This is a genomic window from Buttiauxella sp. B2, from assembly GCF_006376615.1.
Classification (GTDB): domain Bacteria; phylum Pseudomonadota; class Gammaproteobacteria; order Enterobacterales; family Enterobacteriaceae; genus Buttiauxella.
The window spans coordinates 347,107-372,012 of record NZ_VEXQ01000003.1; the positions used below are offsets into that span (position 1 = coordinate 347,107).

At 49.5% G+C, this 24,906-nt stretch carries 16 protein-coding genes; 14 read left to right on the plus strand and 2 right to left on the minus strand.

Annotated elements, in window-relative coordinates; all coding sequences use genetic code 11:
* Position 1: 1 nt before the first annotated feature.
* The gene (gene putA, locus FH968_RS06520; RefSeq protein WP_139878327.1) at positions 2-3,961 is read right to left on the minus strand and encodes a trifunctional transcriptional regulator/proline dehydrogenase/L-glutamate gamma-semialdehyde dehydrogenase; all 3,960 of its coding nucleotides are present in this window, start codon (positions 3,959-3,961) and stop codon (positions 2-4) included.
* Positions 3,962-4,400: 439 nt separating this feature from the next.
* On the opposite strand from putA, the gene putP reads away from it, so the two are divergent.
* The 11 genes from putP to chbG all read left to right on the plus strand — a co-directional run bounded on the left by putP (position 4,401) and on the right by chbG (position 16,341).
* On the plus strand, positions 4,401-5,909 hold the full coding sequence (gene putP, locus FH968_RS06525; protein WP_139878328.1) for a sodium/proline symporter PutP: 1,509 nt from the start codon (positions 4,401-4,403) through the stop codon (positions 5,907-5,909).
* Between the two features lie 157 nt (positions 5,910-6,066).
* Positions 6,067-6,900 (plus strand): iron uptake transporter permease EfeU, encoded by an 834-nt coding sequence (efeU, locus tag FH968_RS06530; protein ID WP_139878329.1) that lies wholly within the window; start codon positions 6,067-6,069, stop codon positions 6,898-6,900.
* Between the two features lie 62 nt (positions 6,901-6,962).
* A complete protein-coding gene (gene efeO, locus FH968_RS06535) occupies positions 6,963-8,087 on the plus strand; it encodes an iron uptake system protein EfeO (RefSeq protein ID WP_139878330.1) in 1,125 nt (374 codons plus the stop codon).
* A gap of 5 nt (positions 8,088-8,092) precedes the next feature.
* Positions 8,093-9,376 carry an iron uptake transporter deferrochelatase/peroxidase subunit gene (gene efeB, locus FH968_RS06540; protein ID WP_139878331.1) on the plus strand — a complete coding sequence of 428 codons (1,284 nt, stop codon included), beginning with the start codon at positions 8,093-8,095 and terminating at the stop codon, positions 9,374-9,376.
* A 587-nt stretch (positions 9,377-9,963) separates the two neighbouring features.
* The gene (gene phoH / locus FH968_RS06545; RefSeq protein WP_189389021.1) at positions 9,964-10,752 is read left to right on the plus strand and encodes a phosphate starvation-inducible protein PhoH; all 789 of its coding nucleotides are present in this window, start codon (positions 9,964-9,966) and stop codon (positions 10,750-10,752) included.
* Positions 10,753-11,014: 262 nt separating this feature from the next.
* Entirely contained in the window at positions 11,015-11,335 is a 321-nt protein-coding gene (locus FH968_RS06550; RefSeq protein ID WP_139878333.1) for a PTS sugar transporter subunit IIB, read from the plus strand.
* A gap of 88 nt (positions 11,336-11,423) precedes the next feature.
* Positions 11,424-12,782: a PTS N,N'-diacetylchitobiose transporter subunit IIC gene (gene chbC / locus FH968_RS06555; protein WP_139878334.1), complete on the plus strand. Its 1,359-nt coding sequence runs from the start codon at positions 11,424-11,426 to the stop codon at positions 12,780-12,782.
* 68 nt (positions 12,783-12,850) lie between these two features.
* Positions 12,851-13,198 (plus strand): PTS N,N'-diacetylchitobiose transporter subunit IIA, encoded by a 348-nt coding sequence (gene chbA, locus FH968_RS06560; RefSeq protein WP_139878335.1) that lies wholly within the window; start codon positions 12,851-12,853, stop codon positions 13,196-13,198.
* Positions 13,199-13,210: 12 nt separating this feature from the next.
* Positions 13,211-14,047: a transcriptional regulator ChbR gene (gene chbR, locus FH968_RS06565; protein ID WP_139878336.1), complete on the plus strand. Its 837-nt coding sequence runs from the start codon at positions 13,211-13,213 to the stop codon at positions 14,045-14,047.
* A gap of 137 nt (positions 14,048-14,184) precedes the next feature.
* Positions 14,185-15,528 carry a 6-phospho-beta-glucosidase gene (locus FH968_RS06570; RefSeq protein ID WP_139878337.1) on the plus strand — a complete coding sequence of 448 codons (1,344 nt, stop codon included), beginning with the start codon at positions 14,185-14,187 and terminating at the stop codon, positions 15,526-15,528.
* A 51-nt stretch (positions 15,529-15,579) separates the two neighbouring features.
* Entirely contained in the window at positions 15,580-16,341 is a 762-nt protein-coding gene (gene chbG, locus FH968_RS06575; RefSeq protein WP_139878338.1) for a chitin disaccharide deacetylase, read from the plus strand.
* Positions 16,342-16,420: 79 nt separating this feature from the next.
* Here the strand turns inward: chbG and FH968_RS06580 are convergent, their stop codons facing one another.
* Positions 16,421-17,038, minus strand: a complete 618-nt coding sequence (locus tag FH968_RS06580; RefSeq protein WP_139878339.1) for a TetR family transcriptional regulator — start codon at positions 17,036-17,038, stop codon at positions 16,421-16,423.
* A 239-nt stretch (positions 17,039-17,277) separates the two neighbouring features.
* Between FH968_RS06580 and FH968_RS06585 the strand changes: the two genes are divergently transcribed.
* The 3 genes from FH968_RS06585 to FH968_RS06595 all read left to right on the plus strand — a co-directional run bounded on the left by FH968_RS06585 (position 17,278) and on the right by FH968_RS06595 (position 24,752).
* Positions 17,278-20,388, plus strand: coding sequence for an efflux RND transporter permease subunit (locus FH968_RS06585; RefSeq protein WP_139878340.1), 3,111 nt, complete (start codon positions 17,278-17,280; stop codon positions 20,386-20,388).
* An 82-nt stretch (positions 20,389-20,470) separates the two neighbouring features.
* Positions 20,471-21,625 carry an efflux RND transporter periplasmic adaptor subunit gene (locus FH968_RS06590; protein WP_139878341.1) on the plus strand — a complete coding sequence of 385 codons (1,155 nt, stop codon included), beginning with the start codon at positions 20,471-20,473 and terminating at the stop codon, positions 21,623-21,625.
* Between the two features lie 13 nt (positions 21,626-21,638).
* Positions 21,639-24,752: an efflux RND transporter permease subunit gene (locus FH968_RS06595; RefSeq protein WP_139878342.1), complete on the plus strand. Its 3,114-nt coding sequence runs from the start codon at positions 21,639-21,641 to the stop codon at positions 24,750-24,752.
* Positions 24,753-24,906: the final 154 nt, after the last annotated feature.

The window sequence follows — 24,906 nt, forward strand, 5'->3', positions numbered from 1 at the left end:
CTTAGCCGATTGTCATCAAGCTGGCGTTACCACCTGCTGCTGCGGTGTTCACGCTCAGCGAACGCTCAACATATAGCCGCTCCAGCAACAAATTGGTTTCGCCGCGGGCAAAGCCTTGCACCGAAACAATCGCACCCTCACGCGCCGCTACTTTTTCGCACAGTGCGCGCAGCTGGTCAGAATCACCGTGATAAATCACCGCATCAAACGATTGGCTCAATAACACTTCTTCTTTAGCTAAATCGATGTGCTGTTGTACCAGCGCCGGAAGCGCTTTTGCCAGCTCACGGTGCAATTTATCATCAGCCCACAGCACGCGGCTGCCAACACTTGTTACCGCGGCCAGTTGTACCAACGCATCTTGCTCGTTATCGGCAAGGCACAACACGCGTTCACGCGGCATTAATGCATAAGTGTTTCGCTCACCTGTTGGCCCTGGCAACTGGCGCAGAGTGCCGCTTTGTGCCAGTTGTGCGAAGCGTTCGCAGATTACTGGCAGCTCACCTTTTTTCACCGACCACTGTATTAACGCCTGGTGCGCTTCCTGTAAACGGGCTTTCAGCGTGATATCCACCGGCAATTCGGCATCCTGGCGATTTAAGGTGGTTTGTAGTGCATTGTCCGGGCGGTTTGCCAGCAGACGATACAGATACATTGGGCCACCGGCTTTCGGGCCAGTACCGGATAAACCTTCGCCGCCAAACGGCTGCACGCCAACAACCGCACCAACCATATTGCGGTTCACGTACATGTTGCCGACATGCGCAGAACCAGTGACCTGGGCGATAGTTTCATCAATGCGCGTGTGAACGCCGAGCGTCAGGCCGTATCCTGCGGCGTTAATTTGGTTAATCAGCGCGTCCAGATTGCTGCGGTTGTAACGCACCACGTGTAGTACTGGGCCAAACACTTCTTTTTGCATCTCGTCGAAGCTTTCCAGCTCGATAAGCGTTGGTGCAACAAAAGTCCCGCTCTGCCACTCTTTGGCATCCACGCTGTTATCACGCGCAGCCTGGAACACTTTGCGGCCTTTGCTGCGCAGCGTTTGGATGTGTTGCTCGATATTTTCTTTGGCTTCGATGTCGATAACCGGGCCGATGTCGGTAGTCAGGCGGCCTGGGTTACCCATCCGACATTCAGCCATGGCACCACGTAACATTTGCAGCGTGTGCTCAGCGACATCTTCCTGAATACACAGTACGCGCAGTGCTGAACAACGTTGCCCCGCGCTATCAAACGCTGATGCCAACACATCAACCACCACTTGCTCGGTGAGCGCCGAAGAATCAACGATCATCGCGTTCAGACCGCCAGTTTCGGCAATCAGTGGCGTTGGGCGGCCTTGTGGATCAAGCCGGTCAGCAATGTTGCGTTGCAGCAGCGTGGCAACTTCGGTAGAACCGGTAAACATCACACCGCGTACGCGTTTGTCGCCCGTTAGTTGTGCGCCTACGGTTTCACCACGGCCTGGAAGCAATTGCAGCACGCCAGCAGGGACACCGGCTTCCAGTAGAATCGCAATACCTTGAGCGGCAATTAGCGGCGTTTGTTCAGCAGGTTTTGCCAGCACGCTGTTACCTGCGGCAAGGGCGGCGGCAACTTGCCCGGTAAAGATTGCCAGCGGGAAGTTCCACGGGCTGATACAAACGACTGGGCCGAGCGGGCGGTGCGTTTCGTTATCGAAATCATCGCGTACCTGGCCTGCGTAGTAGTGCAGGAAATCCACCGCTTCGCGTACTTCAGCAATCGCGTTGCTAAAGGTTTTACCGGCTTCACGGACCAGAATGCCAATCAACTGCTGCATCTGGCCTTCCATAATCACCGCTGCGCGCTCAAGGATGGCAGCACGTTCTTGCGGCGGTGTGGCGAACCAGATTGGCGCGTTGTTCACTGCACTTTCCAGCGCTTGTGAAACTTCATCGTGCGTGGCTTCGCGCGTAAAACCAACGACATCATTCGGTTCCGCTGGGTTCTTCACTGCAACCAGGTCGCCTTGAGAAACCGCGTTTTCAAGAATTGGCAGAGCCTGCCATTTTTGTGCGGCGCTGTTAAGCAAGGCAGAGGAGAGCGATGCCAGGCGATGCTCGTTCGCCAGATCCAGGCCGCTGGAGTTGGTGCGTCCGGTCCCGTACAACTCTTTCGGCAATGGAATTTTAGGATGTGGCAGGCCCAGTTGGCCTTCTTTACCTGCAATGCCTTCAATGGCGGTTACCGGGTCTGCAACCAGCTCGTCTAGCGGAAGCGTGTTGTCGGCAATGCGGTTAACAAACGAAGTGTTGGCACCGTTTTCTAACAGGCGACGGACTAAATAAGCCAGCAAGGTCTCATGCGTACCGACTGGGGCATAAATGCGGCAAGGGCGGTTTAGTTTTCCATCGGCCACTTTGCCCACGACCTGGTCGTAAAGCGGTTCGCCCATACCGTGCAGGCACTGGAATTCATACTGGCCAGGGTAATAGTTTTGCCCCGCCAGGTTGTAGATTGCTGCGAGTGTGTGGGCGTTGTGGGTCGCAAACTGCGGGTAAATCAGGCTCGGAACGGCCAGCAATTTTTTGGCGCAGGCCAGATAAGAGATATCGGTGTAAACCTTGCGTGTGTAAACCGGATAGCCTTCCAGCCCGTCCATCTGCGCACGTTTAATTTCGCTGTCCCAGTATGCGCCTTTCACCAGACGAATCATCAAGCGGCGACGGCTGCGGGAAGCCAAATCTACCAGGTAATCAATCACAAACGGGCAGCGCTTTTGATATGCCTGAATGACAAAGCCAATGCCGTTCCAGCCCGCCAGTTCCGGCTCGAAGCAAAGTTTTTCCAGCAGATCGAGAGAGATCTCCAGGCGATCGGCTTCTTCGGCGTCAATGTTAATACCAACATCGTACTGGCGTGCCAGCAGCGTCAGGGATTTCAAACGTGGGTACAACTCTTCCATTACGCGGTCGTACTGCGCACGGCTGTAACGCGGATGCAGCGCGGAAAGTTTGATAGAAATACCAGGGCCTTCATAAATGCCACGTCCGTTAGAGGCTTTACCAATCGCGTGAATCGCTTGTTGATAAGACACCATGTACGCCTGCGCATCGGCGGCGGTCAGTGCCGCTTCACCTAACATATCGTAGGAGTAGCGGAAGCCTTTTTCTTCCAGCTTGCGGGCGTTGGCTAACGCTTCGGCAATGGTTTCTCCGGTCACAAACTGTTCGCCCATCAGGCGCATTGCCATGTCCACACCTTTGCGGATTAGCGGCTCGCCACTCTTACTGATAATACGGTTCAGGGAATGCGAGAGGCTGGCTTCATTGTGGGTGGAAACCAGGCGGCCAGTAAACAACAAACCCCAGGTCGCGGCGTTCACAAACAATGACGGGCTGCGGCCAATGTGGGAATGCCAATTGCCATTACTGATTTTGTCGCGGATTAGTGCATCGCGCGTCGCTTTATCCGGAATGCGTAATAACGCTTCGGCCAGGCACATCAGCGCGACACCTTCTTGTGAAGAAAGTGAAAATTCCTGCAATAAACCCTGTACCATGCCCGCCCGGCCTGTTGCGCTCTTTTGATTACGCAATTTGTCAGCAAGCTGATAAGCCAGTTTATGGGTTTGTTCGGCGATCACAGGCGAGAGGCGAGCCTGCTCAAGGATCATCGGCACCGCATCGGTTTCCGGGCGGCGCCAGGCGGCGGTAATGGCTGCGCGAGTCACAGACTGCGGAAGAATTTGTTCAGCAAATTCAAGGAATGGCTGGTGAATTTCTTCAACGTGCACGGGTGTTTCTTCGCTTTCGTTGGCAGCACCAGCCAGCAACGCCGGGAGTTCTGGCAATTCGTCGTTATTTTCCAGGCGCTCGAGATAGTTAAATATCGCCTGTTTGATGAGCCAGTGTGGTGTGCGGTCAATACGTGAAGCGGCCTCTTTTATGCGCTCGCGTGTTGCGTCGTCCAGTTTTACGCCCATGGTGGTGGCCATTAATGCTCCTTACCCGTCATCCTTTGAGCGGCTGGGATGAGTTCTTTTGCCGCCTACCTGCAACTCAAATGATTTAGGGTAACTATTTTTAGGGTTGATAGAAGTTATCCGGCAATATCCATCATGTTGCAACTTTGTGCAACCTTGTTAAATGTGAGCCAGATAGCAAGCTGGAAAAAGAGTGAATTGTTAAATCAAAAATAAGAAAGTGAGCGAGTTAATCATTCGTGAACAGGAAGATTTAGCGGGCATAGTTAACGTTTTTTGTAGGTGCAACCGCTCAAAAGCGTGAGCGAGTGCAACCTCCAGGAAAATGCTATTTTTTGTACGGTGAATTTATTGTGAATGTTGTGTTAAAACGTTTGTGAATATAAATAAGCCCTGCTGCGTTCCGGCAGGGTAATACCGGATAACACCGGAAATAATTTGGAGAACTTGCATGACCATGAGTACACCAATGCTGGTGACCTTCTTCATCTATATCTTTGGCATGATATTGATTGGGTTTATCGCCTGGCGTTCAACCAAAAACTTTGATGACTACATTCTGGGCGGTCGCAGCCTGGGAAGTCTGGTCACTGCGTTATCAGCGGGTGCTTCCGACATGAGCGGTTGGCTGCTGATGGGCTTACCTGGTGCTATCTTCCTTTCTGGTATATCGGAAAGCTGGATTGCTATCGGCTTGACGGTTGGGGCATACATCAACTGGAAACTGGTCGCCGGACGTCTGCGTGTTCACACCGAAGTGAACAACAACGCGCTGACGCTGCCAGATTATTTCACCGGGCGTTTCGAAGATAAAAGCCGCGTTCTGCGCATTATCTCCGCATTAGTTATTCTGCTGTTCTTCACCATCTATTGCGCATCAGGCATTGTGGCTGGGGCTCGTCTATTCGAAAGCACCTTTGGCATGAGCTATGAAACTGCGCTTTGGGCCGGTGCTGCGGCTACCATCATTTATACCTTCGTTGGCGGGTTCCTCGCGGTTAGCTGGACTGATACCGTGCAGGCGAGTTTGATGATTTTCGCCCTGATCCTCACGCCAATTATGGTGGTGATTGCGGTTGGCGGGTTTGACGACTCGATGGCGGTTATCAAACAAAAAAGCATTGAAAACATTGACATGCTGAAAGGCCTGAACTTTGTGGCGATCATCTCGCTGATGGGTTGGGGCCTGGGGTACTTTGGTCAACCGCATATTCTGGCGCGTTTCATGGCGGCAGACTCGCATCACACCATCGTTAAAGCGCGTCGCATCAGTATGACGTGGATGATTTTGTGCCTGGCGGGCGCTTGTGCTGTGGGCTTCTTCGGTATTGCGTATTTCAACAACAACCCATCTCTGGCGGGTGCGGTTAACCAAAACGGTGAGCGTGTGTTCATCGAACTGGCACAACTGCTCTTTAATCCATGGATTGCCGGTATTTTGCTGTCCGCAATTTTAGCGGCAGTGATGTCAACGCTGAGCTGCCAACTGCTGGTGTGTTCCAGTGCCATTACTGAAGACCTGTACAAAGCGTTCTTCCGTAAAGATGCGGGGCAAAAAGAGCTGGTGTGGGTAGGGCGCTTCATGGTGTTGCTGGTGGCACTTATCGCTATCGCGCTTGCCGCAAACCCTGAAAACCGCGTGCTGGGTCTGGTGAGCTATGCCTGGGCAGGCTTCGGTGCTGCGTTTGGCCCGGTTGTGCTGTTCTCGGTAATGTGGCCTCGCATGACACGTAATGGTGCGCTGGCAGGTATGATTATCGGCGCTGTGACCGTTATTGTCTGGAAACAGTTCGGCTGGTTAGGTCTGTATGAAATCATCCCAGGCTTTATCTTTGGCAGCATCGGTATTGTGGTAGTGAGCTTACTTGGCAAAGTGCCTAGTGCCTCAATGCAAAAACGCTTTGCTGAAGCGGATGAGATTTATCACACTCCACCACCAGGTAAGTTACAACCTGAGTAATCCATCAAGGGCCGCAAATTGCGGCCCTTTTTACATCTACACATAAATAACCCAACAATCTGCTTGTGTTTATTTTCCCCGTAATGATAATCACAATCGTTCTGGTTTTACTTTTCTTTACGTCTTTTGACCTGAGTTCACAGTTGGGGTGTCAGGAATGTTTGTGCCGTTTCTCATTATGTTACGCGAAGGCCTGGAAGCCGCGCTGATTGTTAGTCTGATTGCAAGCTACCTGAAGCGAACACAACGCGGCCAATGGATTGGTGTCATGTGGATTGGGGTTGTGGCTGCTGCCGCGCTTTGCTTAGGGTTGGGCATCTTCATCAACGAAACCACCGGTGAATTTCCGCAAAAAGAACAAGAGCTGTTTGAAGGCATCGTGGCGGTCATCGCCGTCTTCATCCTGACCTGGATGGTGTTCTGGATGCGCAAAGTGTCGCGCAACGTCAAAGTCCAGCTCGAGCAAGCGGTTGATAACGCGTTACACAGCAAAAGTAACCATGGTTGGGCACTGATTATGATGGTGTTCTTTGCGGTCGCTCGTGAAGGGTTGGAGTCGGTGTTCTTTCTGCTGGCGGCATTCCAGCAGGATGTGGGCATCATGCCGCCGCTGGGCGCTATGCTCGGCCTTGGCACCGCGATTGTTCTTGGCTTCCTGCTTTACTGGGGCGGTATCCGCTTGAACCTGGCTGTATTCTTCAAATGGACCAGTCTGTTTATTCTGCTGGTAGTCGCAGGGCTTGCTGCGGGCGCTGTTCGTGCATTCCACGAAGCGGGTCTTTGGAACCACTTCCAGGATATCGCATTTGATTTGAGTAATGTGCTTTCGACTCATTCACTGACCGGTACGCTGCTCGAAGGTATTTTTGGATATCAGGAAGCGCCGACCGTTAGCGAAGTGGGCATGTACTTTATTTACCTGATTCCCGCGCTGGTGCTGTTTTTCACTCCCCCACGCTTGGCTCGTCAGGCGACAAATAACGTTCGTTAATCATCTTGCGGCGGGTTATCGCCGCTTAGTTACAACATACTAAATTTTTAAAGGGATTGGCCATGACTACACATTTTCGTCGTAAGGCGTTGCACGCCGCGTTGTTTGCGCTTGCTTCCTCTGCCTTTGCTGCTCAAGCTGCTGATGTTCCACAGGTAAAAGTCACTGTGACGGATAAACAGTGCGAACCTATGAACATTACGGTTAACGCCGGTAAAACCCAGTTCATTATCCAGAACAATAGCCAAAAAGCGCTGGAGTGGGAGATTCTCAAAGGCGTGATGGTGGTTGAAGAGCGTGAAAACATCGCACCAGGTTTCTCGCAGAAAATGACAGCTAACCTGCAAGCGGGCGAATACGATATGACATGTGGTTTGCTCAGCAATCCAAAAGGCAAGCTTATCGTTAAAGCGGCGGGTGACCAGGCAGCACCGAAGAACGACCTGATGGCGTTAACCGGGCCAATTACCGAATACAAAGCATACGTGACAGCGGAAGTGGCTGAACTGGTCAAAAGCACTAAAGCCTTTACCGATGCGGTGAAAGCGGGTGATATCGAAAAAGCTAAATCTCTGTATGCACCAACGCGCCAGCATTACGAGCGCATCGAACCTATCGCTGAGCTGTTCTCCGACCTGGACGGCAGCATTGATGCCCGTGAAGATGACTACGAACAGAAAGCTAACGATCCTAAATTCACAGGTTTCCACCGTCTGGAAAAAGCTCTGTTTGGTGATAATTCCACCAAAGGCATGGAAAAATATGCCGATCAGTTGAATACCGATGTGTTGGATCTGCAAACACGCATTTCTGAACTGGCCTTCCCACCGAGCAAAGTTGTCGGCGGGGCTGCGGGTCTGATTGAAGAAGTGGCAGCCAGCAAAATCAGCGGTGAAGAAGATCGTTACAGCCACACCGACCTGTGGGACTTCCAGGCAAACGTTGATGGCGCACAGAAAATCGTTAACTTGCTGCGTCCTTTACTGACCAAAGACAACGCACCGTTACTGGCGAAAGTGGATGCCAACTTCAAGAAAGTCGACACCATTTTGGCAAAATATCGCACCAAAGACGGTTACGAGACTTACGACAAACTGACTGATGCTGACCGTAATGCTCTGAAAGGGCCGGTAACTGCACTGGCGGAAGATTTGTCGCAACTGCGTGGCGTGCTGGGTCTGGACTAAGTTCGATGAACGAAAAAACTAAACACGGCGCGCATCAACCGGCGCGCCGTCGGTTGCTGAAAAGCCTGGGTGCGCTGGGTGGTGCTCTTGCCGTTACTGGCGGTTGCCCGGTTGCGCATGCCGCAAAACAAGAAACCTCGCCGGGAACATTACCGCCTGATGCCCGCATGGAAAAACAGCCGTTTTACGGTGTGCATCAAGCGGGTGTGCTCACGCCACAACAAGCGGCAATGATGTTGGTTGCCTTTGATGTGCTGGCCAGTGACAAAGCTGATCTTGAGCGTTTGCTTAAATTATTGACCGCACGCTTTGATTTCCTCACCACGGGTGGGCCTGCACCGGATACTCCAAATCCGCGTATGCCACCGATGGACTCCGGGATTCTGGGTGCGCAGATTTACCCTGATAACCTGACCATCACGTTGTCTGCGGGAACATCGCTGTTTGATGAACGTTTTGGCCTGAAAGGGCAAGTGCCGAAAAAGCTGCAAAAGATGGAACGCTTCGCGAATGATTCGCTGGATGCAAGCTTATGTCACGGAGATTTGCTGCTGCAAATTTGTGCTAATACTGCCGACACGGTCATCCATGCTTTGCGCGATATCATTAAACACACGCCGGATTTGCTAAGTGTGCGCTGGAAGCGGGAAGGATTTATTTCCAACCATGCGGCGCGCAGTCGTGGCAAAGAAACGCCTATCAACCTGTTAGGGTTTAAAGACGGGACGGCGAATCCGAACAGCAACGATAAACCGCTGATGGATGACGTAGTGTGGGTGACGCCAAACCAACAGGAGCCTACATGGACTGTCGGTGGCAGCTATCAGGCGGTGCGTATTATTCAGTTCCATGTTGAGTCCTGGGACCGAACGCCGCTTAAAGAACAGCAGACTATTTTTGGTCGTGATAAGCACAGTGGCGCGCCACTAGGCATGAAAAACGAACACGATGAGCCTGACTATGCGGCCGACCCGGACGGCAACGTGATTGCGCTGGATGCCCATATTCGCCTGGCAAATCCGCGTACCAAAGAAACGCAGTCAAACCTGATGATGCGCCGTGGCTATAGTTATTCGCTGGGTGTTTCCAAATCTGGTCAGTTGGATATGGGATTACTGTTTGTCTGCTTCCAGCATGACCTGGAAAAAGGGTTTCTGGCAGTACAGAAGCGGCTTAATGGTGAAGCGCTTGAGGAGTACGTGAAGCCCATTGGCGGCGGGTATTTCTTCGTTTTCCCGGGCGTGAAAGACAATCAGCATTATTTAGGGCAGGGGCTGTTAGAGGCTTAGTCTGTAGCGTTTTCCCCCTCACCCTGAAAGGTGAGGGTGTCCTGCACCCACCTAAAACATCAATTCATTTCCCTGCTAACTTTTCATTTGCTAACAATTTGCCTGTCTAGTAATCATCCAATTCCCCTATGACTATACCGTTGATATAAAAGTGTAATATTTTTATGTCATAAAATTGATTAACGCGTGACGAAGCGTGAATGTTGAATTAAAGTAAAATAAGTGTTGCAATTAAGATAAAATTTGATGTACTTAAAGCACGAGCGGTAGTTCCCGGCTGTGAATCTTAATCACATTGGAGATCGCGAATGGTAGGGTCCTGTACTGGACGGCTGAACAAATATCTTACCCGCATAAACCAGCGCGGAGGCATCTCCTCCGGCTTCGCTATCTTCACCGCTAAAAATCCTCAATCCACAACAACTCAAAGTGTTAACGATGCGCTAAGCGGCGTTGTTCGTCTAACTGGTGCATCCTCTCAACCGGCAGTTCCTGGCTTAAAAGGAAGCCAAACCTCATCCGTTAGTAAGCATAATCGCGCCCTGAGTAGTGACGCGGGAAATGAAACCAACTGTAAGGTGCCATCCATGGGAAGACAGAAAGCAGTGATCAAAGCTCGTCGTGAAGCAAAACGTGTGCTGAGACGGGATTCGCGTAGCCATAAACAACGTGAAGAAGAATCGGTCACATCGCTTGTGCAGATGAGCGGCGTTGAATCTATCGGTATGGCAAGGGATTGCCGTGATAATTCACCAATAGCGGCGCGAAATGAGGCTCAGGAGCACTATCTTAACGCCATCGAGAAAAAACAGCTGATATTCGCCACCGGTGAAGCTGGGTGCGGCAAAACGTATATCAGTGCGGCGAAAGCCGCAGAGGCCCTGATACATAAGGATGTCGACAGGATCATTGTTACCCGTCCAGTTCTGCAAGCTGACGAAGATCTCGGCTTCTTACCTGGAGATATTTCGGAAAAATTCGCCCCTTATTTCCGCCCGGTTTATGACATCCTGGTGCGTCGTTTAGGGTCGTCTTTCATGCAGTACTGCCTGCGTCCCGAAATCGGCAAAGTAGAGATCGCACCGTTCGCCTACATGCGCGGACGTACCTTTGAAAATGCGGTAGTTATTCTGGATGAGGCGCAGAATGTCACCGCAGCGCAAATGAAAATGTTCTTAACGCGCCTTGGGGAAAACGTGACGGTCATCGTCAATGGTGATATCACTCAATGCGATTTGCCACGGGGTGTTCAGTCCGGTCTGAGCGATGCGCTGGCGCGTTTTGAAGAAGATGAAATGATAGGTATTATTCGTTTTGGCAAACAAGATTGTGTGCGCTCGGCCCTTTGCCAGCGCACGTTGAATGCCTACGATTGATTTCTGGTGTAATAGATTTGTAAAGCCCAAACTCTGTTTGGGCTTTTTTCTTTGCGCGAATTATTTACCCAAAATGTGAAGGCTATCAAAACAGATGGTCAAGGAGAGACAATTTTAGGTTCCACGAAATTATTCCCCGCCAAAGCGATGCCGTATACTTCTTCCAACAAGAAACAATCAGAACTTTCCAATGAGTCACTTTTGCTGGCGTGGGTTGAACTGATATCCGACATGCAGGCTGTTGCAACGTGAGGAACCTATTATGACAAAGAAACGTATCTACCTATTTTGTTCTGCCGGAATGTCCACCTCGTTACTGGTATCAAAAATGAAGGCGCAGGCAGAAAAGTACGAAGTGCCAGTTGTTATTGAAGCGTGGCCAGAAACCCTGGCTGCTGAAAAAGGTAAAGACGCAGATCTGGTATTACTTGGGCCGCAAATTGCTTACATGCTTCCTGAGATTAAAAAAGTATTACCGGGCAAAACTGTAGAAGTTATTGATTCAGCAATGTACGGCAAAATTGATGGATTAGGCGTGCTGAAAGCAGCAGTCGCATCGATCAAAAAGGCAGCAAATAGTTAATTTATTTTTTCTTGTTTTATTTTTCCGTCAAAGAACGACCTTACACAACCTGGCCGCAAGACACTTGCGGCAATAAAGGAAATAACAAATGAGTAAAGTCATTGATTCACTTGAAAAGGTACTGCTTCCATTCGCTGTAAAAATAGGGAAGCAACCGCACGTCAACGCAATTAAAAATGGTTTCATCAAATTAATGCCATTGACCCTTGCCGGGGCCATGTTTGTTTTAATCAATAACGTCTTTCTGAGTTTTGGCGCCGGTTCCTTTTTCTACTCCTTAGGTATTCGCTTAGATCCCTCGACCATTGAAACCCTTAATGGGTTAAAAGCCATTGGCGGCAATGTGTATAACGGCACATTGGGTATTATGTCGCTAATGGCTCCTTTTTTCATTGGTATGGCGCTTGCTGAGGAACGCAAGGTTGATCCACTTGCGGCGGGCTTATTATCCGTTGCAGCATTTATGACCGTGACTCCATATAGCGTTGGTGAAGCTTATGCTGTCGGTGCTAACTGGTTAGGTGGTCAGAATATAATTTCCGGTATTGTTATTGGTCTGGTTGTCGCGGAGCTATTTACTTTTGTTATCCGCCGCAATTGGGTTATTACATTACCAGATAGTGTGCCGACATCGGTATCGCGTTCGTTCTCTGCATTAATTCCAGGCTTTATTATCCTGTCTATCTTCGGGATTATTTCCTGGATGCTGGCCAATCATGGTAGCAACTTCCACCAGATCATTATGGATTCAATCTCAACGCCTCTGGCGTCGATGGGTGCAGTAGTGGGCTGGGCGTATGTCATCTTCAACTCCCTGCTGTGGTTCTTTGGTGTGCACGGTTCATTGGCGCTTACCGCGCTGGACAACGGCATCATGACCCCATGGGCGTTGGAAAACATCGCTATCTACAACCAGTATGGCTCGGTGCAAGCTGCGATTGACGCAGGTAAAACCTTCCACTTCTGGGCTAAACCAATGCTCGACTCCTACATCCTGTTGGGTGGTTCTGGTGCGACACTGGGCTTGATTATTGCCATCTTCACGGTGTCACGCCGTGCAGATCATCGTCAGGTTGCGAAACTGGCACTGCCATCAGGCATCTTCCAGATTAACGAACCTATCCTGTTCGGTCTGCCAATCATCATGAACCCAGTTATGTTCATCCCGTTTGTACTGGTTCAACCTATCCTGGCAGCCATTACACTCGCGGCTTACTCACTGGGAATTATTCCACCGGTCACTAACCTGGCTCCGTGGACAATGCCTACCGGTTTGGGCGCTTTCTTTAACAGTAACGGTAGTATCGCGGCTCTGTTAGTTGCGCTGTTTAACCTGGGTGTCGCAACCTGTGTGTACATTCCATTCGTTATCCTGTCTAACAAAGCACAGGCTGTAATTGAAAAAGAAGAGAGCGAAGAAGATATCGCTAACGCACTGAAATTTTAAATAAAATTGGTTGGGGATAGCGCAAGGTTGTCCCCAACCGTTACCACAAAGATTTTAGGGAGAGTTTGATGTTTGATCTGGACACAGTAGTAGAAGATGAAGTAGTCGCAGATGATCTTGAAGAAGTGGTGATGGGCTTAATCATAAACTCAGGACAAGCTCGCAGCCTGGCTTATGCCGCACTGAAAATCGCTAAAACTGGTGATTTTGAGCAAGCTAAAGAATTAATGGCACAATCGCGTTTGGCACTCAATGAAGCACATCTGGTTCAGACCAAACTGATTGAAGGTGACCAGGGCGAAGGCAAAACCAAGGTTAGCCTGGTGCTGGTTCATGCGCAGGATCACCTGATGACTTCCATGCTGGCGCGTGAGTTAGTCACAGAACTTATTGAGCTTCACGAAAAAATAAAATAAGTTGGAGTCCTTATGCAGCCACCGGTAATCAGTATGGAAATCAATACGGCACGCGAGAGTCAACTTTTTGATGGTCAACATTTCCACATGTTCATCCACAATAAAGTCGAAAGTGTCTCCGGGCTACACCAGCATGATTATTACGAATTCACGGTAGTGCTAACAGGACGTTATTATCAGGAAATAAACGGTAAACGCGTGCTGCTGGAAAGAGGAAGTTTTGTTTTCATTCCATTGGGTTCCTATCATCAAAGTTTTTATGATTTTGGTGCAACCCGGATTCTGAATGTCGGTATCAGCAAGGCTTTTTTTGAACAGCATTATTTACCGTTATTTCCGGCATATTTTATTGCTTCACAGGTTTATCAAATTAAGAATGAATTCCTGGCTTATATTGAATCTGTGACTGCCTCATTAAATTTCCGGCAAGGTGAGTTTAGTGAATTTCTGGAGATGGTGACGTTTTATATTGTAAATCGCCTGCGCCATCATAAAGAATCAGAGTCAGGAGGTGATATTCCTGCCTGGCTTAAAAATACCGTCGAACAGATGCATGGCAAGGCGATGTTTGGTGATAAAGCCTTAGTGAATATGGTTGAGTTGTCCGGTAAGTCGCAGGAATATCTAACCCGTGCCACACAACGCCATTATGGTAAAACACCAATGCAAATTATCAATGAGATAAGAATTGATTTTGCCAAGAAACAACTGGAGATCACCAACTTTTCTGTCACCGATATTGCTTTTGAGTCAGGTTACAGTAGCGCCAGTATGTTTATTAAAAACTTTAAAAAGCTAACGTCATTTACACCGCAACATTATCGGAAGAAATTATACAGTATTAAATAATCTGTATATGTATTAGTGAAGGTTGGTAATTAACCCCGTAATATAATGACGGCAATAGCCTTCAATAATACATTTACGCCCCAAATGGATATGTCGCTGTCTTAATTACAGTGCAATAAACTTGTACCGGAGTCCCTATGAGTAAAAAATTGAAAGTCGTCACAATCGGTGGTGGTAGCAGCTATACACCTGAATTACTCGAAGGTTTTATTAAACGTTACGATGAATTGCCAATTAGTGAATTATGGCTGGTTGATGTTGAGGCGGGTAAAGAGAAACAAGATATTATCTTTGATCTTTGCTTGCGTATGGTTGAGCGCGCGGGTGTGCCGATTGCACTGTATAAGACCCTCAATCGCCGTGAAGCCTTGGTTGATGCCGATTTCGTGACGACGCAATTACGTGTTGGGCAACTTAAAGCCCGTGAACTTGATGAGCGTATCCCGTTAAGCTACGGCTATTTAGGCCAGGAAACCAACGGTGCAGGCGGCCTGTTCAAAGGTCTGCGTACTATTCCAGTGATTTTCGACATTATCGAAGATGTGAAAGAAATTTGCCCGAACGCCTGGGTTATCAACTTTACCAACCCGGCCGGTATGGTGACTGAAGCGGTTTATCGTCACACGGATTTCAAAAAGTTCATCGGTGTTTGTAACATCCCGGTGGGCATGAAAATGTTCATTAAAGATGTGCTAAAACTCGATCCAAAAGATGAATTGAATATCGACTTGTTCGGTCTGAACCACATGGTGTTCATCAAAGACGTTCTGGTTAACGGTACCTCCCGCTTTGATGAACTGCTGGATGGCGTGGCGTCTGGTACGCTGACTGCGGGCTCGGTGAAAAACATCTTTGACCTGCCATTTAGCGAAGGCCTCATCCGCTCTCTGCGTTTGTTGCCGTGCTCTTACTTGCTGTATTACTTTAAGCAAAAAGAGATGCTGGCAATCGAAATGGGCGAGTTCTACAAAGGTGGCGCGCGCGCAACAGTTGTGCAGAAAGTGGAGAAACAACTGTTCGAGCTTTACAAAGATCCTGCGCTGAACGTGAAGCCAAAAGAGCTGGAATTGCGCGGTGGAGCTTACTATTCTGACGCCGCCTGTGAAGTGATAAGCGACATCTACAACGACAAGCAAAGTGAGCATTACGTCAACGTGCCGCATCACGGCCATATTGATAACATTCCTGCTGACTGGGCAATTGAAGTGACCTGTACTATTGGTCGCGATGGTGCAACACCGACTCCGCGCATCACACATTTTGATGAGAAAGTGCTGGGCCTGATTTACACCATTAAAGGGTTTGAGGTTGCAGCAAGTGAAGCCGCTCTGAGTGGTAACTTTAACGATGTTCTGCTGGCACTCAATTTAAGTCCGCTGATTCATTCTGATAAAGATGCTGAGAAAATTGCCCGTGACATGTTGCTGGCGCATGAAGCTAATTTGCCAAACTTCACGCAGGCTATCGCTGCACTGAAATAATAAATAACTGAAGCCTTCCCGGAAAAGGGAAGGCAGCTTACCGAGGCGACAATGGATAAGTTATTAATTGTTAACGCGGACGATTTTGGGCTATGTAAGGCGCAAAATTACGGAATTATCGACGCCTTCACCAATGGCGTGGTGACTTCGACCACCGCCATGGTTAACGCTTCAGGTATCGAACACGCCGTTGCGCTAAGCGCCAAACATCCAGGACTTGCAGTAGGGATGCACTTTGTTTTGACGCTAGGTCGCCCATTGTCTGCTATGCCAGGGCTTGTAGATGAAAAGGGTGAATTGGGGAAATGGATTTGGCAGCGAGCAGAAGAAGGCACGCTACCGCTGGCGGAAATTGAGCAAGAGCTGGCATGCCAGTTTGCGAGATTTATCGAATTGTTTGGTCGTGCACCTACGCATATCGACAGCCATCACCATGCGCATATGATCCCGCAAATCTATCCAATCGTTGAAGCTTTTGCCAAAGAGAAGGGTGTTGCGCTCCGTTTTGACTACGATGCTGCAATACCGGGTGGGTTAGAGTGTCAGGTGGTAAAAACTGCTCAGGGTTTTGATAGTGGCTTTTATGGCGATGAAATTTCAGAAACATTGTTCCTCGATACGCTTGATCGTGCAATGGCACGTGGCGAGCAATCGTTAGAAATAATGTGTCATCCTTCCTTTATTGATAACACGATTCTTGCGAGCAAATACTGCTACCCACGCCTCGCAGAACTCGATGTACTGACCGCAGCCTCGCTTAAATATGCGATTGCAGAACGGGGTTATCGCTTGGGGACGTTTAAAGACCTATGAATGGTTTTGTCGGATGGCGTTTACGCTAATCCGACCTACAAAACCGAAGGGCAATGGCATAACGCTATTGCCCTTTTTATTACGCTGATTTCGTTAGCATCAGGAAAAGATTGTCCACCACTTCAGGTGCCTGCTCATAAAGATTGAGATTCTCAGGCTGCATCAGCCAGTTTTTGATAATACCACTGAGATAACCCTGGATAATGGTGATCGTCAGTTCGATATTGGTATTAACAGGAATTTGACCTTTTGAAATACAACTGCGTAATAATTTTCTCATTCTTTCGCGGTTAAACCAAAGCCGCTCTCTTATTTCGCGCTCAGAATACATTTCCCCATTAAATTCGCACGTATGGTAAAGAATTTGTAATAACTCATACTGGCGGCGGTCTGTGGAAATGATTTTTAATGTTTCAACGATGATCTCACGTAAAAACTGTAGGTCATTATCATGAATTTGAGATTTAAGTTTTCTTCTAATTTCCAAAGAGATACAAGGCTGGATATTCCATATTTCATTAAATAATGAAACCTTGCTATCAAAGTGCCAGTAAATCGCGCCACGTGTCATGCCCGCCGCATCGGCTATGTCGCCAAGCGTGGTGCTAGACACACCATTTTTAGCAAATAATGTGATAGCAACATCAATCAGATGCTGACGCGTTTTTAACGCTTCAATTTTTGTTTTGCGTGCCATAGTGAATTAACTCTTTGTGGATATTAGTTACAAGAATTAACAAGTGTAAATATTATTTTTATAATATTAGTTTGCCTAATTAAAGTGCGAATTATTATGTGCTTTAATTTTTTTTATGTCTAGTGGTGGAATATAGGATTATACATACAGCAATGAATAATTAATCGATAAACCCTCTGTTAAGCTTCGGTTCTCTATATCCATTTACAGAGTTAAACCGTTTACAGGGAAATTCTTGCATGGCGAAGTTTTTTATCGAGCGCCCCATATTTGCCTGGGTGCTGGCGATTATATTGATGTTGGCAGGTGTGCTGTCCATCATCAACTTGCCGGTGGCGCAGTACCCGACAATCGCACCACCTGCGGTTGCCATTAACGCAACCTACCCGGGTGCGGACGCCAGTACCGTTCAGGATACGGTAACGCAGGTTGTCGAACAGAACATGAACGGCCTGGATAACCTGATGTACATGTCCTCTACCAGCGATGCTTCGGGTAGTGTGACCGTGACGCTGACCTTTAAATCTGGCACCGATCCGGATATCGCACAGGTTCAGGTGCAAAATAAACTTCAGCTCGCCATGCCTTTGTTGCCACAAGAAGTACAGCAACAGGGGATTAGTGTGAAGAAATCCTCCAGTAGCTTCCTGATGGTTGCCGGTTTTATCTCTCAGGATGGCAGCATGAGTCAGGACGATATTGCTGACTATATTTCCTCTAATATCAAAGACCCTATTAGCCGTACTGCGGGGGTAGGGGATGTGCAGCTATTCGGCGCGCAATACGCGATGCGCATCTGGTTAGACCCAAATCTGCTGAATAAATACCAGTTAACTACGCTTGACGTGATTAACCAGATAAAAACGCAGAATGCGCAAGTGGCTGCTGGGCAACTCGGTGGTACACCCGCAATTGCGGGCCAACAGCTCAATGCTTCTATTATTGCTCAGACTCGTTTGCGTGACCCGGAGCAGTTTGGGCATATCTTGCTCAAAGTGAAACCGGACGGTGCCAAAGTTGAATTGCACGATGTTGGGCGCATTGAGCTGGGCGGTGAAAACTACAATGTCATCGCCCGTTACAACGGCAAACCTGCCGCGGGTCTGGGGATAAAATTAGCTACGGGCGCCAATGCGTTGGATACCGCGAAGGCGGTACAGGCGCAAATGGCCCGGCTAAAACCTTATTTCCCCCACGGGTTGAGCGTGGTCTATACCTACGACACAACGCCGTTTGTCAAAATCTCAATTCGCGAAGTATTCAAAACCTTGCTGGAAGCCATCGTGTTGGTATTCCTGGTGATGTATCTGTTTTTACAAAACTTCCGTGCCACGCTTATCCCTACCATTGCCGTACCCGTCGTGCTGTTGGGTACCTTCTCCATCCTTGCTGCGTTTGGTTATTCCATTAATACATTGACGATGTTCGGCATGGTCCTGGCGATAGGCTTGCTGGTGGACGATGCCATTGTGGTGGTGGAAAACGTCGAGCGTGTAATGGTGGAGGAAGGGCTGCCACCGAAAGAAGCGACACAAAAGTCGATGGGGCAAATACAAGGTGCGCTGGTTGGGATTGCGATGGTGCTGTCGGCGGTGTTTATTCCGATGGCATTTTTCGGCGGCTCAACCGGCGTTATCTATCGCCAGTTCTCTATTACGATTGTTTCTGCAATGGCACTTTCCGTACTGGTTGCTCTGATCCTGACGCCCGCGCTGTGCGCCACATTGCTCAAGCCTGTCGCTAAAGGTAGCCACGGTAAAACCAGTGGATTGTTCGGCTGGTTTAATGCCCGCTTTGAGCAAAGCACACATCATTACACAGACAGCGTAAAACTGATTTTGCGCCGCACCGGCCGCTATATGCTGCTTTATGCCCTCATTGTTGCGGGTATGGCGGCGCTGTTCCTGCATTTGCCCACTTCATTTTTACCGGAAGAAGATCAAGGCGTTTTCCTTACTATGGTAACTCTGCCCGCTGGGGCAACTCAGGCCAGAACTGAGAAAATCATGGATCAGATTACCCATTACTATCTGACTAAAGAATCCGCCAACGTTGAATCGGTCTTTACGGTTAACGGTTTCAGTTTCAGCGGCAAAGGCCAGAACAACGGCCTGGCGTTTGTGCGTCTGAAATATTGGGGTAAACGCCCTGGCAAAGAGAACGAAGTGACCGCCATTGTTGGCCGTGCAACGCGTGCATTTAGTCAAATTCATGATGGGATGGTTTTCGCCTTTAACCTGCCGGCGATAACTGAACTGGGGACGGCGACGGGTTTCGACTTCGAATTGATTGACCAGGCAAGCCTTGGTCATAAAGGGCTGACACAGGCGCGAAACCAGCTATTGGGTGCTATTGCAAAACGCCCGGATTTGCTGGTACGCGTTCGCCCTAACGGGCTTGAAGATACACCGCAATTTAAGCTGGAAATCGATCAGGAAAAGGCGCAGTCGCTGGGTGTCAGCATTTCCGATATTAACCAGACCATTGCTACAGGCCTTGGTAGCACTTATGTCAACGATTTCATCGACAACGGGCGTGTGAAAAAAGTTTACCTCCAGGGACGAGCGTCCGGGCGCATGTTGCCGCAGGATGTCAATAACTGGTACGTGCGGGCAAGTTCCGGGCAAATGGTGCCATTCTCTGCCTTTGCCAGTGCGCACTGGATTTATGGTTCGCCGCGTCTTGAACGCTACAACGGTTTGCCTTCTATGGAAATTCTTGGTGAAGCAACACCGGGCAAAAGCACCGGTGAAGCGATGCTGCTGATGGAACATCTGGCGGCGAAATTACCCGCCGGAATCGGCTTTGACTGGACCGGGATGTCGTATCAGGAACGACTGTCTGGCAACCAGGCTCCGGCGCTTTATGCCATCTCTTTATTAGTCGTTTTCCTCTGCCTGGCCGCGTTGTATGAGAGCTGGTCAATTCCTTTCTCCGTCATGCTGGTGGTGCCACTGGGTGTCGTCGGGGCGCTGCTTGCTGCTTCATTGCGCGGTTTGAATAACGACGTTTATTTCCAGGTCGGGCTGTTGACCACCATCGGCCTGTCGGCGAAGAACGCGATCTTGATTGTCGAGTTCGCCAAAGACCTGATGGACAAAGAAGGTAAAGGGTTAATCGAAGCCACGCTTGATGCGGTGCGTATGCGCTTGCGCCCGATCCTGATGACTTCGCTGGCATTCATTCTCGGCGTGATGCCGCTGGTTATCAGTAGTGGTGCGGGGAGCGGCGCACAGAATGCGGTAGGCACAGGCGTAATGGGCGGAATGATTTCCGCTACGCTGCTGGCGGTTTTCTTTGTCCCGGTATTTTTCGTCGTGATAAGCCGCCGTTTTAGTAAGACGAAATAACAAGAATACGCTGTCGGAGGGCTTCGTAATTCTCCTCCGTTGGCAAATTTTTACTTTAAGAGTGATGCTTTAAGGAATCGTAATGAAGAAATATGGTGAGTTCATCATCCTGCCCTCCGTACTGTTATTAGCGGCAGGAGTCTTAACGGGTTGTAATGATAAAGGTGATGAAAAGGCGCAAGCGTCTGCGCCACAAGTCAATGTTTATACCGTTAAAGCCGCCCCGTTAGCTGTGACGACTGAACTTCCTGGACGTACCGATGCCTTCCGTGTGGCGGAAGTTCGCCCACAGGTAAGCGGTATCATCCTGAAGCGCAACTTTGTTGAAGGCAGCGATATCGTCGCGGGAAATTCTCTTTATCAGATTGATCCCGCACCTTATCAGGCAACCTGGAATAGTGCGCAAGGTGCGCTTGCCAAAGCACAAGCGGCTGCGAACATCGCGCATTTAACCGTAAAACGTTATCTACCGTTACTCGGTACAAAATACATTAGCCAACAAGAATACGATCAGGCTGTGGCTACTGCCCAGCAAGCGGATGCGCAAGTGAAAGCGGCAAAAGCTGACGTTGAAAACGCGCGCATTAATTTGGCTTATACCAAAGTCACCTCGCCAATTGATGGGCTGATTGGTAAATCGAATGTCACCGAAGGGGCGCTAGTCACCAATGGTCAGGCTTCATCAATGGCAACCGTTCAGCAACTCGACCCGATTTATGTGGATGTAACCCAATCCAGCAATGATTTTATGCAGTTGAAGCAGGCGGTTTTGCAGGGAAGCTTGCAAAAAGTGAACGGCAAAACTGCGGTGCAACTGATGATGGAAGATGGACAGCCTTATCCGCTAAACGGCCAGTTGGAGTTTTCTGATGTAACGGTCGATCAGACTACAGGTTCTATTACCCTGCGCGCAGTATTCCCGAATCCGCAGCATCAATTACTGCCGGGTATGTATGTGCGGGCAAAAATTGACGAGGGTATCCAGCCTGAAGCGATGTTAGTGCCGCAACAGGGGGTGACGCGTAACCCTCGCGGTGATGCAACGGTGTTGGTGGTCGACAAAAACAATAAAGCACAAGTTCGTGAAGTGACTGCGCCACAGGCGATGGGTGATCAATGGCTGGTAACGAAGGGCGTTAAGCCTGGCGATAAAATTATTGTCAGCGGCCTTCAACGTGTTCGACCTGGGGTTGCGGTACAGATAGTACCAGATAGCGCTGCCGCTCAAACACACTAAGGTATCGCGCAAAATGGCTAAGTTTTTTATTGATAGACCGATCTTTGCCTGGGTGTTGGCGATCATTTTGATGATTGCGGGTGCCCTTGCAATATTGAAGCTTCCTGTCGCGCAGTATCCGACGATTGCACCTCCGGCGGTCGCGGTGGCTGCAACCTATCCGGGTGCTGATGCGCAGACAGTGCAGGACACCGTAACGCAGGTTATCGAACAGAACATGAACGGTATCGATAACCTGATGTACATGTCTTCCACCAGTGATTCCGCAGGCGGCGTGACCATTACCCTGACGTTTAAATCAGGTACCAGCCCGGATATTGCCCAGGTTCAGGTGCAGAACAAACTGCAACTGGCGATGCCGCTACTGCCGCAAGAAGTGCAGCAGCAGGGCATTAGCGTAGAAAAATCCTCAAGCAGCTTTTTGCTGGTTGCCGGGTTTATCTCCGATAACCCAGCACTGTCCCAGGATGATATTTCCGACTATGTGGCATCGAATATCAAAGATGCCATTAGCCGCACCAATGGAGTGGGGGATGTGCAGCTGTTTGGTGCGCAGTATGCGATGCGCATTTGGTTGAATGCAGATGCGCTGAACAAATATCAGCTCAATCCGGGTGACGTGGTTAGTCAGCTTAAAATACAGAACGACCAGGTTGCCGCAGGGCAGCTGGGCGGTACGCCTGCAGTTAAAAATCAGCAGCTTAATGCTTCGATTATTGCTCAAACGCGCTTACGCGATCCGGCCGAGTTCGGGAAAGTGACGCTGAAAGTGAACCCGGATGGCTCGGTAGTGCATTTAAGCGATGTGGCTCGCATTGAGCTGGGTGGCGAAAATTACAACGTCGTGGCGAAGATTAATGGGCAGGCCGCAGCAGGTCTGGGTATTAAACTTGCGACCGGTGCGAATGCGCTGGATACCGCTGCCGGAATTAAGGCAAAATTGGCCTCGCTACAACCTTATTTCCCGCAAGGCATGAAGGTAGTTTACCCATACGACACCACGCCATTTGTGAAGATCTCCATTCATGAAGTGGTGAAAACGCTGTTCGAGGCCATTATCCTTGTGTTCCTGGTGATGTACCTTTTCCTGCAAAATTTCCGCGCTACCCTAATCCCGACGATTGCCGTACCGGTTGTGCTGCTAGGAACATTTGCCGTTCTTTCCGCGTTTGGTTATTCGATAAACACGCTGACCATGTTCGGTATGGTATTGGCGATAGGTTTGTTGGTGGACGATGCGATTGTGGTGGTGGAAAACGTTGAGCGTGTGATGGTTGAAGACCATCTCTCACCAAAAGAGGCCACCAAAAAATCGATGGGCCAGATTCAGGGCGCGCTGGTGGGGATTGCCATGGTGCTGTCGGCGGTGTTTATTCCGATGGCATTCTTTGGCGGTTCGACGGGGGCTATTTACCGCCAGTTCTCCATTACGATTGTCTCGGCAATGGCGCTGTCTGTACTGGTTGCGTTGATTTTAACTCCTGCATTGTGCGCCACATTGTTGAAGCCTATTGAACCGAATGCCCATCAAAAAACAGGTTTCTTCGGTTGGTTTAATAATAAATTCAACCAGAGTGCTCATCACTACACCGACAGCGTCAGCAATATCCTGCGCAACACCGGGCGCTATCTGCTGCTGTACCTGATTATTGTTGCCGGGATGGCGGTTTTATTCCTACGTTTGCCAACCTCATTCCTGCCTGAAGAAGACCAGGGCGTGTTTATGACGATGGTGCAACTTCCCGCTGGTGCGACACAGGAAAGAACGCAGAAAGTACTCGACCAGATAACGAATTATTATCTGAAGACCGAAAAGGCCAACGTTGAATCCGTGTTTACCGTTAATGGCTTTAGCTATAGCGGGCAGGGGCAGAACTCCGGCCTGGCGTTTATCAGCCTGAAGCCATGGGAGGAACGCGTCGGTAAGGAAAATGCTGTCGGTGCTATTGTTGAACGCGCCACTAAAACCTTTAGCAAGATTCGTGATGGGTTGGTTTTCCCGTTTAACTTGCCTGCCATTATTGAACTGGGTACGGCAACAGGTTTTGACTTTGAATTAATTGACCAGGCTAACCTTGGGCATCAGCAACTCACTCAGGCGCGTAATCAATTGATGGGAATGGTCGCTAAACATCCCGATGTGCTGACGCGTGTTCGTCCGAATGGGCTTGAAGATACCCCGCAGTACAAACTTGAAATTGACCAGGAAAAAGCGCAGTCCCTTGGCATTAGCCTTGAGGATATCAACCAGACGATTGCCAGTGCGTTGGGCGGCACTTATGTGAACGACTTTATCGATCATGGTCGCGTTAAGAAGGTATATGTGCAGGCGGATGCCCGCTTCCGTATGCTCCCGCAGGACATTAACAATCTCTATGTTCGCGGCAGTAACGGGCAGATGGCACCGTTTTCGGCATTTTCTTCATCGCACTGGATGTATGGATCCCCGCGTCTGGAGCGCTACAACGGCTTGCCATCCATGGAACTGCTGGGTGAGGCAACTCCGGGTAAAAGTACCGGCGAGGCCATGGCATTAATGGAACAATTAGCGTCAAAACTGCCTTCCGGTATTGGTTACGACTGGACGGGAATGTCCTATCAGGAACGGCTTTCTGGAAACCAGGCACCCGCACTGTATGCCATCTCTTTGGTGGTGGTGTTCCTGTGCCTTGCTGCGCTTTATGAAAGCTGGTCAATACCGTTCTCGGTGATGCTGGTGGTGCCGCTGGGTGTGGTTGGGGCGCTACTCGCTGCGGCAATGCGCGGCATGAACAATGACGTTTATTTCCAGGTGGGATTACTGACGACTATCGGCCTGTCGGCAAAGAACGCCATTCTGATTGTGGAGTTCGCCAAAGACTTGATGGATAAAGAAGGCAAGGGGTTGTTAGAAGCCACGCTGGATGCAGTGCGCATGCGCTTACGTCCTATCCTGATGACGTCACTGGCATTTATTCTGGGAGTAATGCCTCTGGTATTAAGCCGTGGTGCGGGCAGTGGTGCGCAGAACGCCGTAGGTACAGGCGTGATGGGCGGGATGCTATCAGCAACCTTATTAGCCATCTTCTTTGTTCCGGTGTTCTTCGTCGTGATACGAAAGCGATTCAGTAAGCAAAAGCCTGATTAGAAAGAGCAAGCCCGAACTTAAGGTCGGGCTTTTTTGCCTGTACTGGAGGGGATTGACAAATTACAGACGAAAAAAAGCCCGCATTTTCATGCGGGCTCTTCTCGGAATGTGGCGGTGAGAGAGGGGTTCGAACCCTCGATACGTTGCCGTATAC

Coding starts and splice junctions, on each gene's coding strand:
- FH968_RS06550 (WP_139878333.1), top strand. CDS start 11,015: ATGACAAAGAAACGTATCTACCTATTTTGTTCTGCCGGAATGTCCACC.
- chbA (WP_139878335.1), top strand. CDS start 12,851: ATGTTTGATCTGGACACAGTAGTAGAAGATGAAGTAGTCGCAGATGAT.
- chbC (WP_139878334.1), top strand. CDS start 11,424: ATGAGTAAAGTCATTGATTCACTTGAAAAGGTACTGCTTCCATTCGCT.
- efeB (WP_139878331.1), top strand. CDS start 8,093: ATGAACGAAAAAACTAAACACGGCGCGCATCAACCGGCGCGCCGTCGG.
- chbG (WP_139878338.1), top strand. CDS start 15,580: ATGGATAAGTTATTAATTGTTAACGCGGACGATTTTGGGCTATGTAAG.
- putP (WP_139878328.1), top strand. CDS start 4,401: ATGACCATGAGTACACCAATGCTGGTGACCTTCTTCATCTATATCTTT.
- FH968_RS06570 (WP_139878337.1), top strand. CDS start 14,185: ATGAGTAAAAAATTGAAAGTCGTCACAATCGGTGGTGGTAGCAGCTAT.
- putA (WP_139878327.1), bottom strand. CDS start 3,961: ATGGCCACCACCATGGGCGTAAAACTGGACGACGCAACACGCGAGCGC.
- chbR (WP_139878336.1), top strand. CDS start 13,211: ATGCAGCCACCGGTAATCAGTATGGAAATCAATACGGCACGCGAGAGT.
- FH968_RS06595 (WP_139878342.1), top strand. CDS start 21,639: ATGGCTAAGTTTTTTATTGATAGACCGATCTTTGCCTGGGTGTTGGCG.
- phoH (WP_189389021.1), top strand. CDS start 9,964: ATGGGAAGACAGAAAGCAGTGATCAAAGCTCGTCGTGAAGCAAAACGT.
- efeU (WP_139878329.1), top strand. CDS start 6,067: ATGTTTGTGCCGTTTCTCATTATGTTACGCGAAGGCCTGGAAGCCGCG.
- FH968_RS06590 (WP_139878341.1), top strand. CDS start 20,471: ATGAAGAAATATGGTGAGTTCATCATCCTGCCCTCCGTACTGTTATTA.
- FH968_RS06585 (WP_139878340.1), top strand. CDS start 17,278: ATGGCGAAGTTTTTTATCGAGCGCCCCATATTTGCCTGGGTGCTGGCG.
- FH968_RS06580 (WP_139878339.1), bottom strand. CDS start 17,038: ATGGCACGCAAAACAAAAATTGAAGCGTTAAAAACGCGTCAGCATCTG.
- efeO (WP_139878330.1), top strand. CDS start 6,963: ATGACTACACATTTTCGTCGTAAGGCGTTGCACGCCGCGTTGTTTGCG.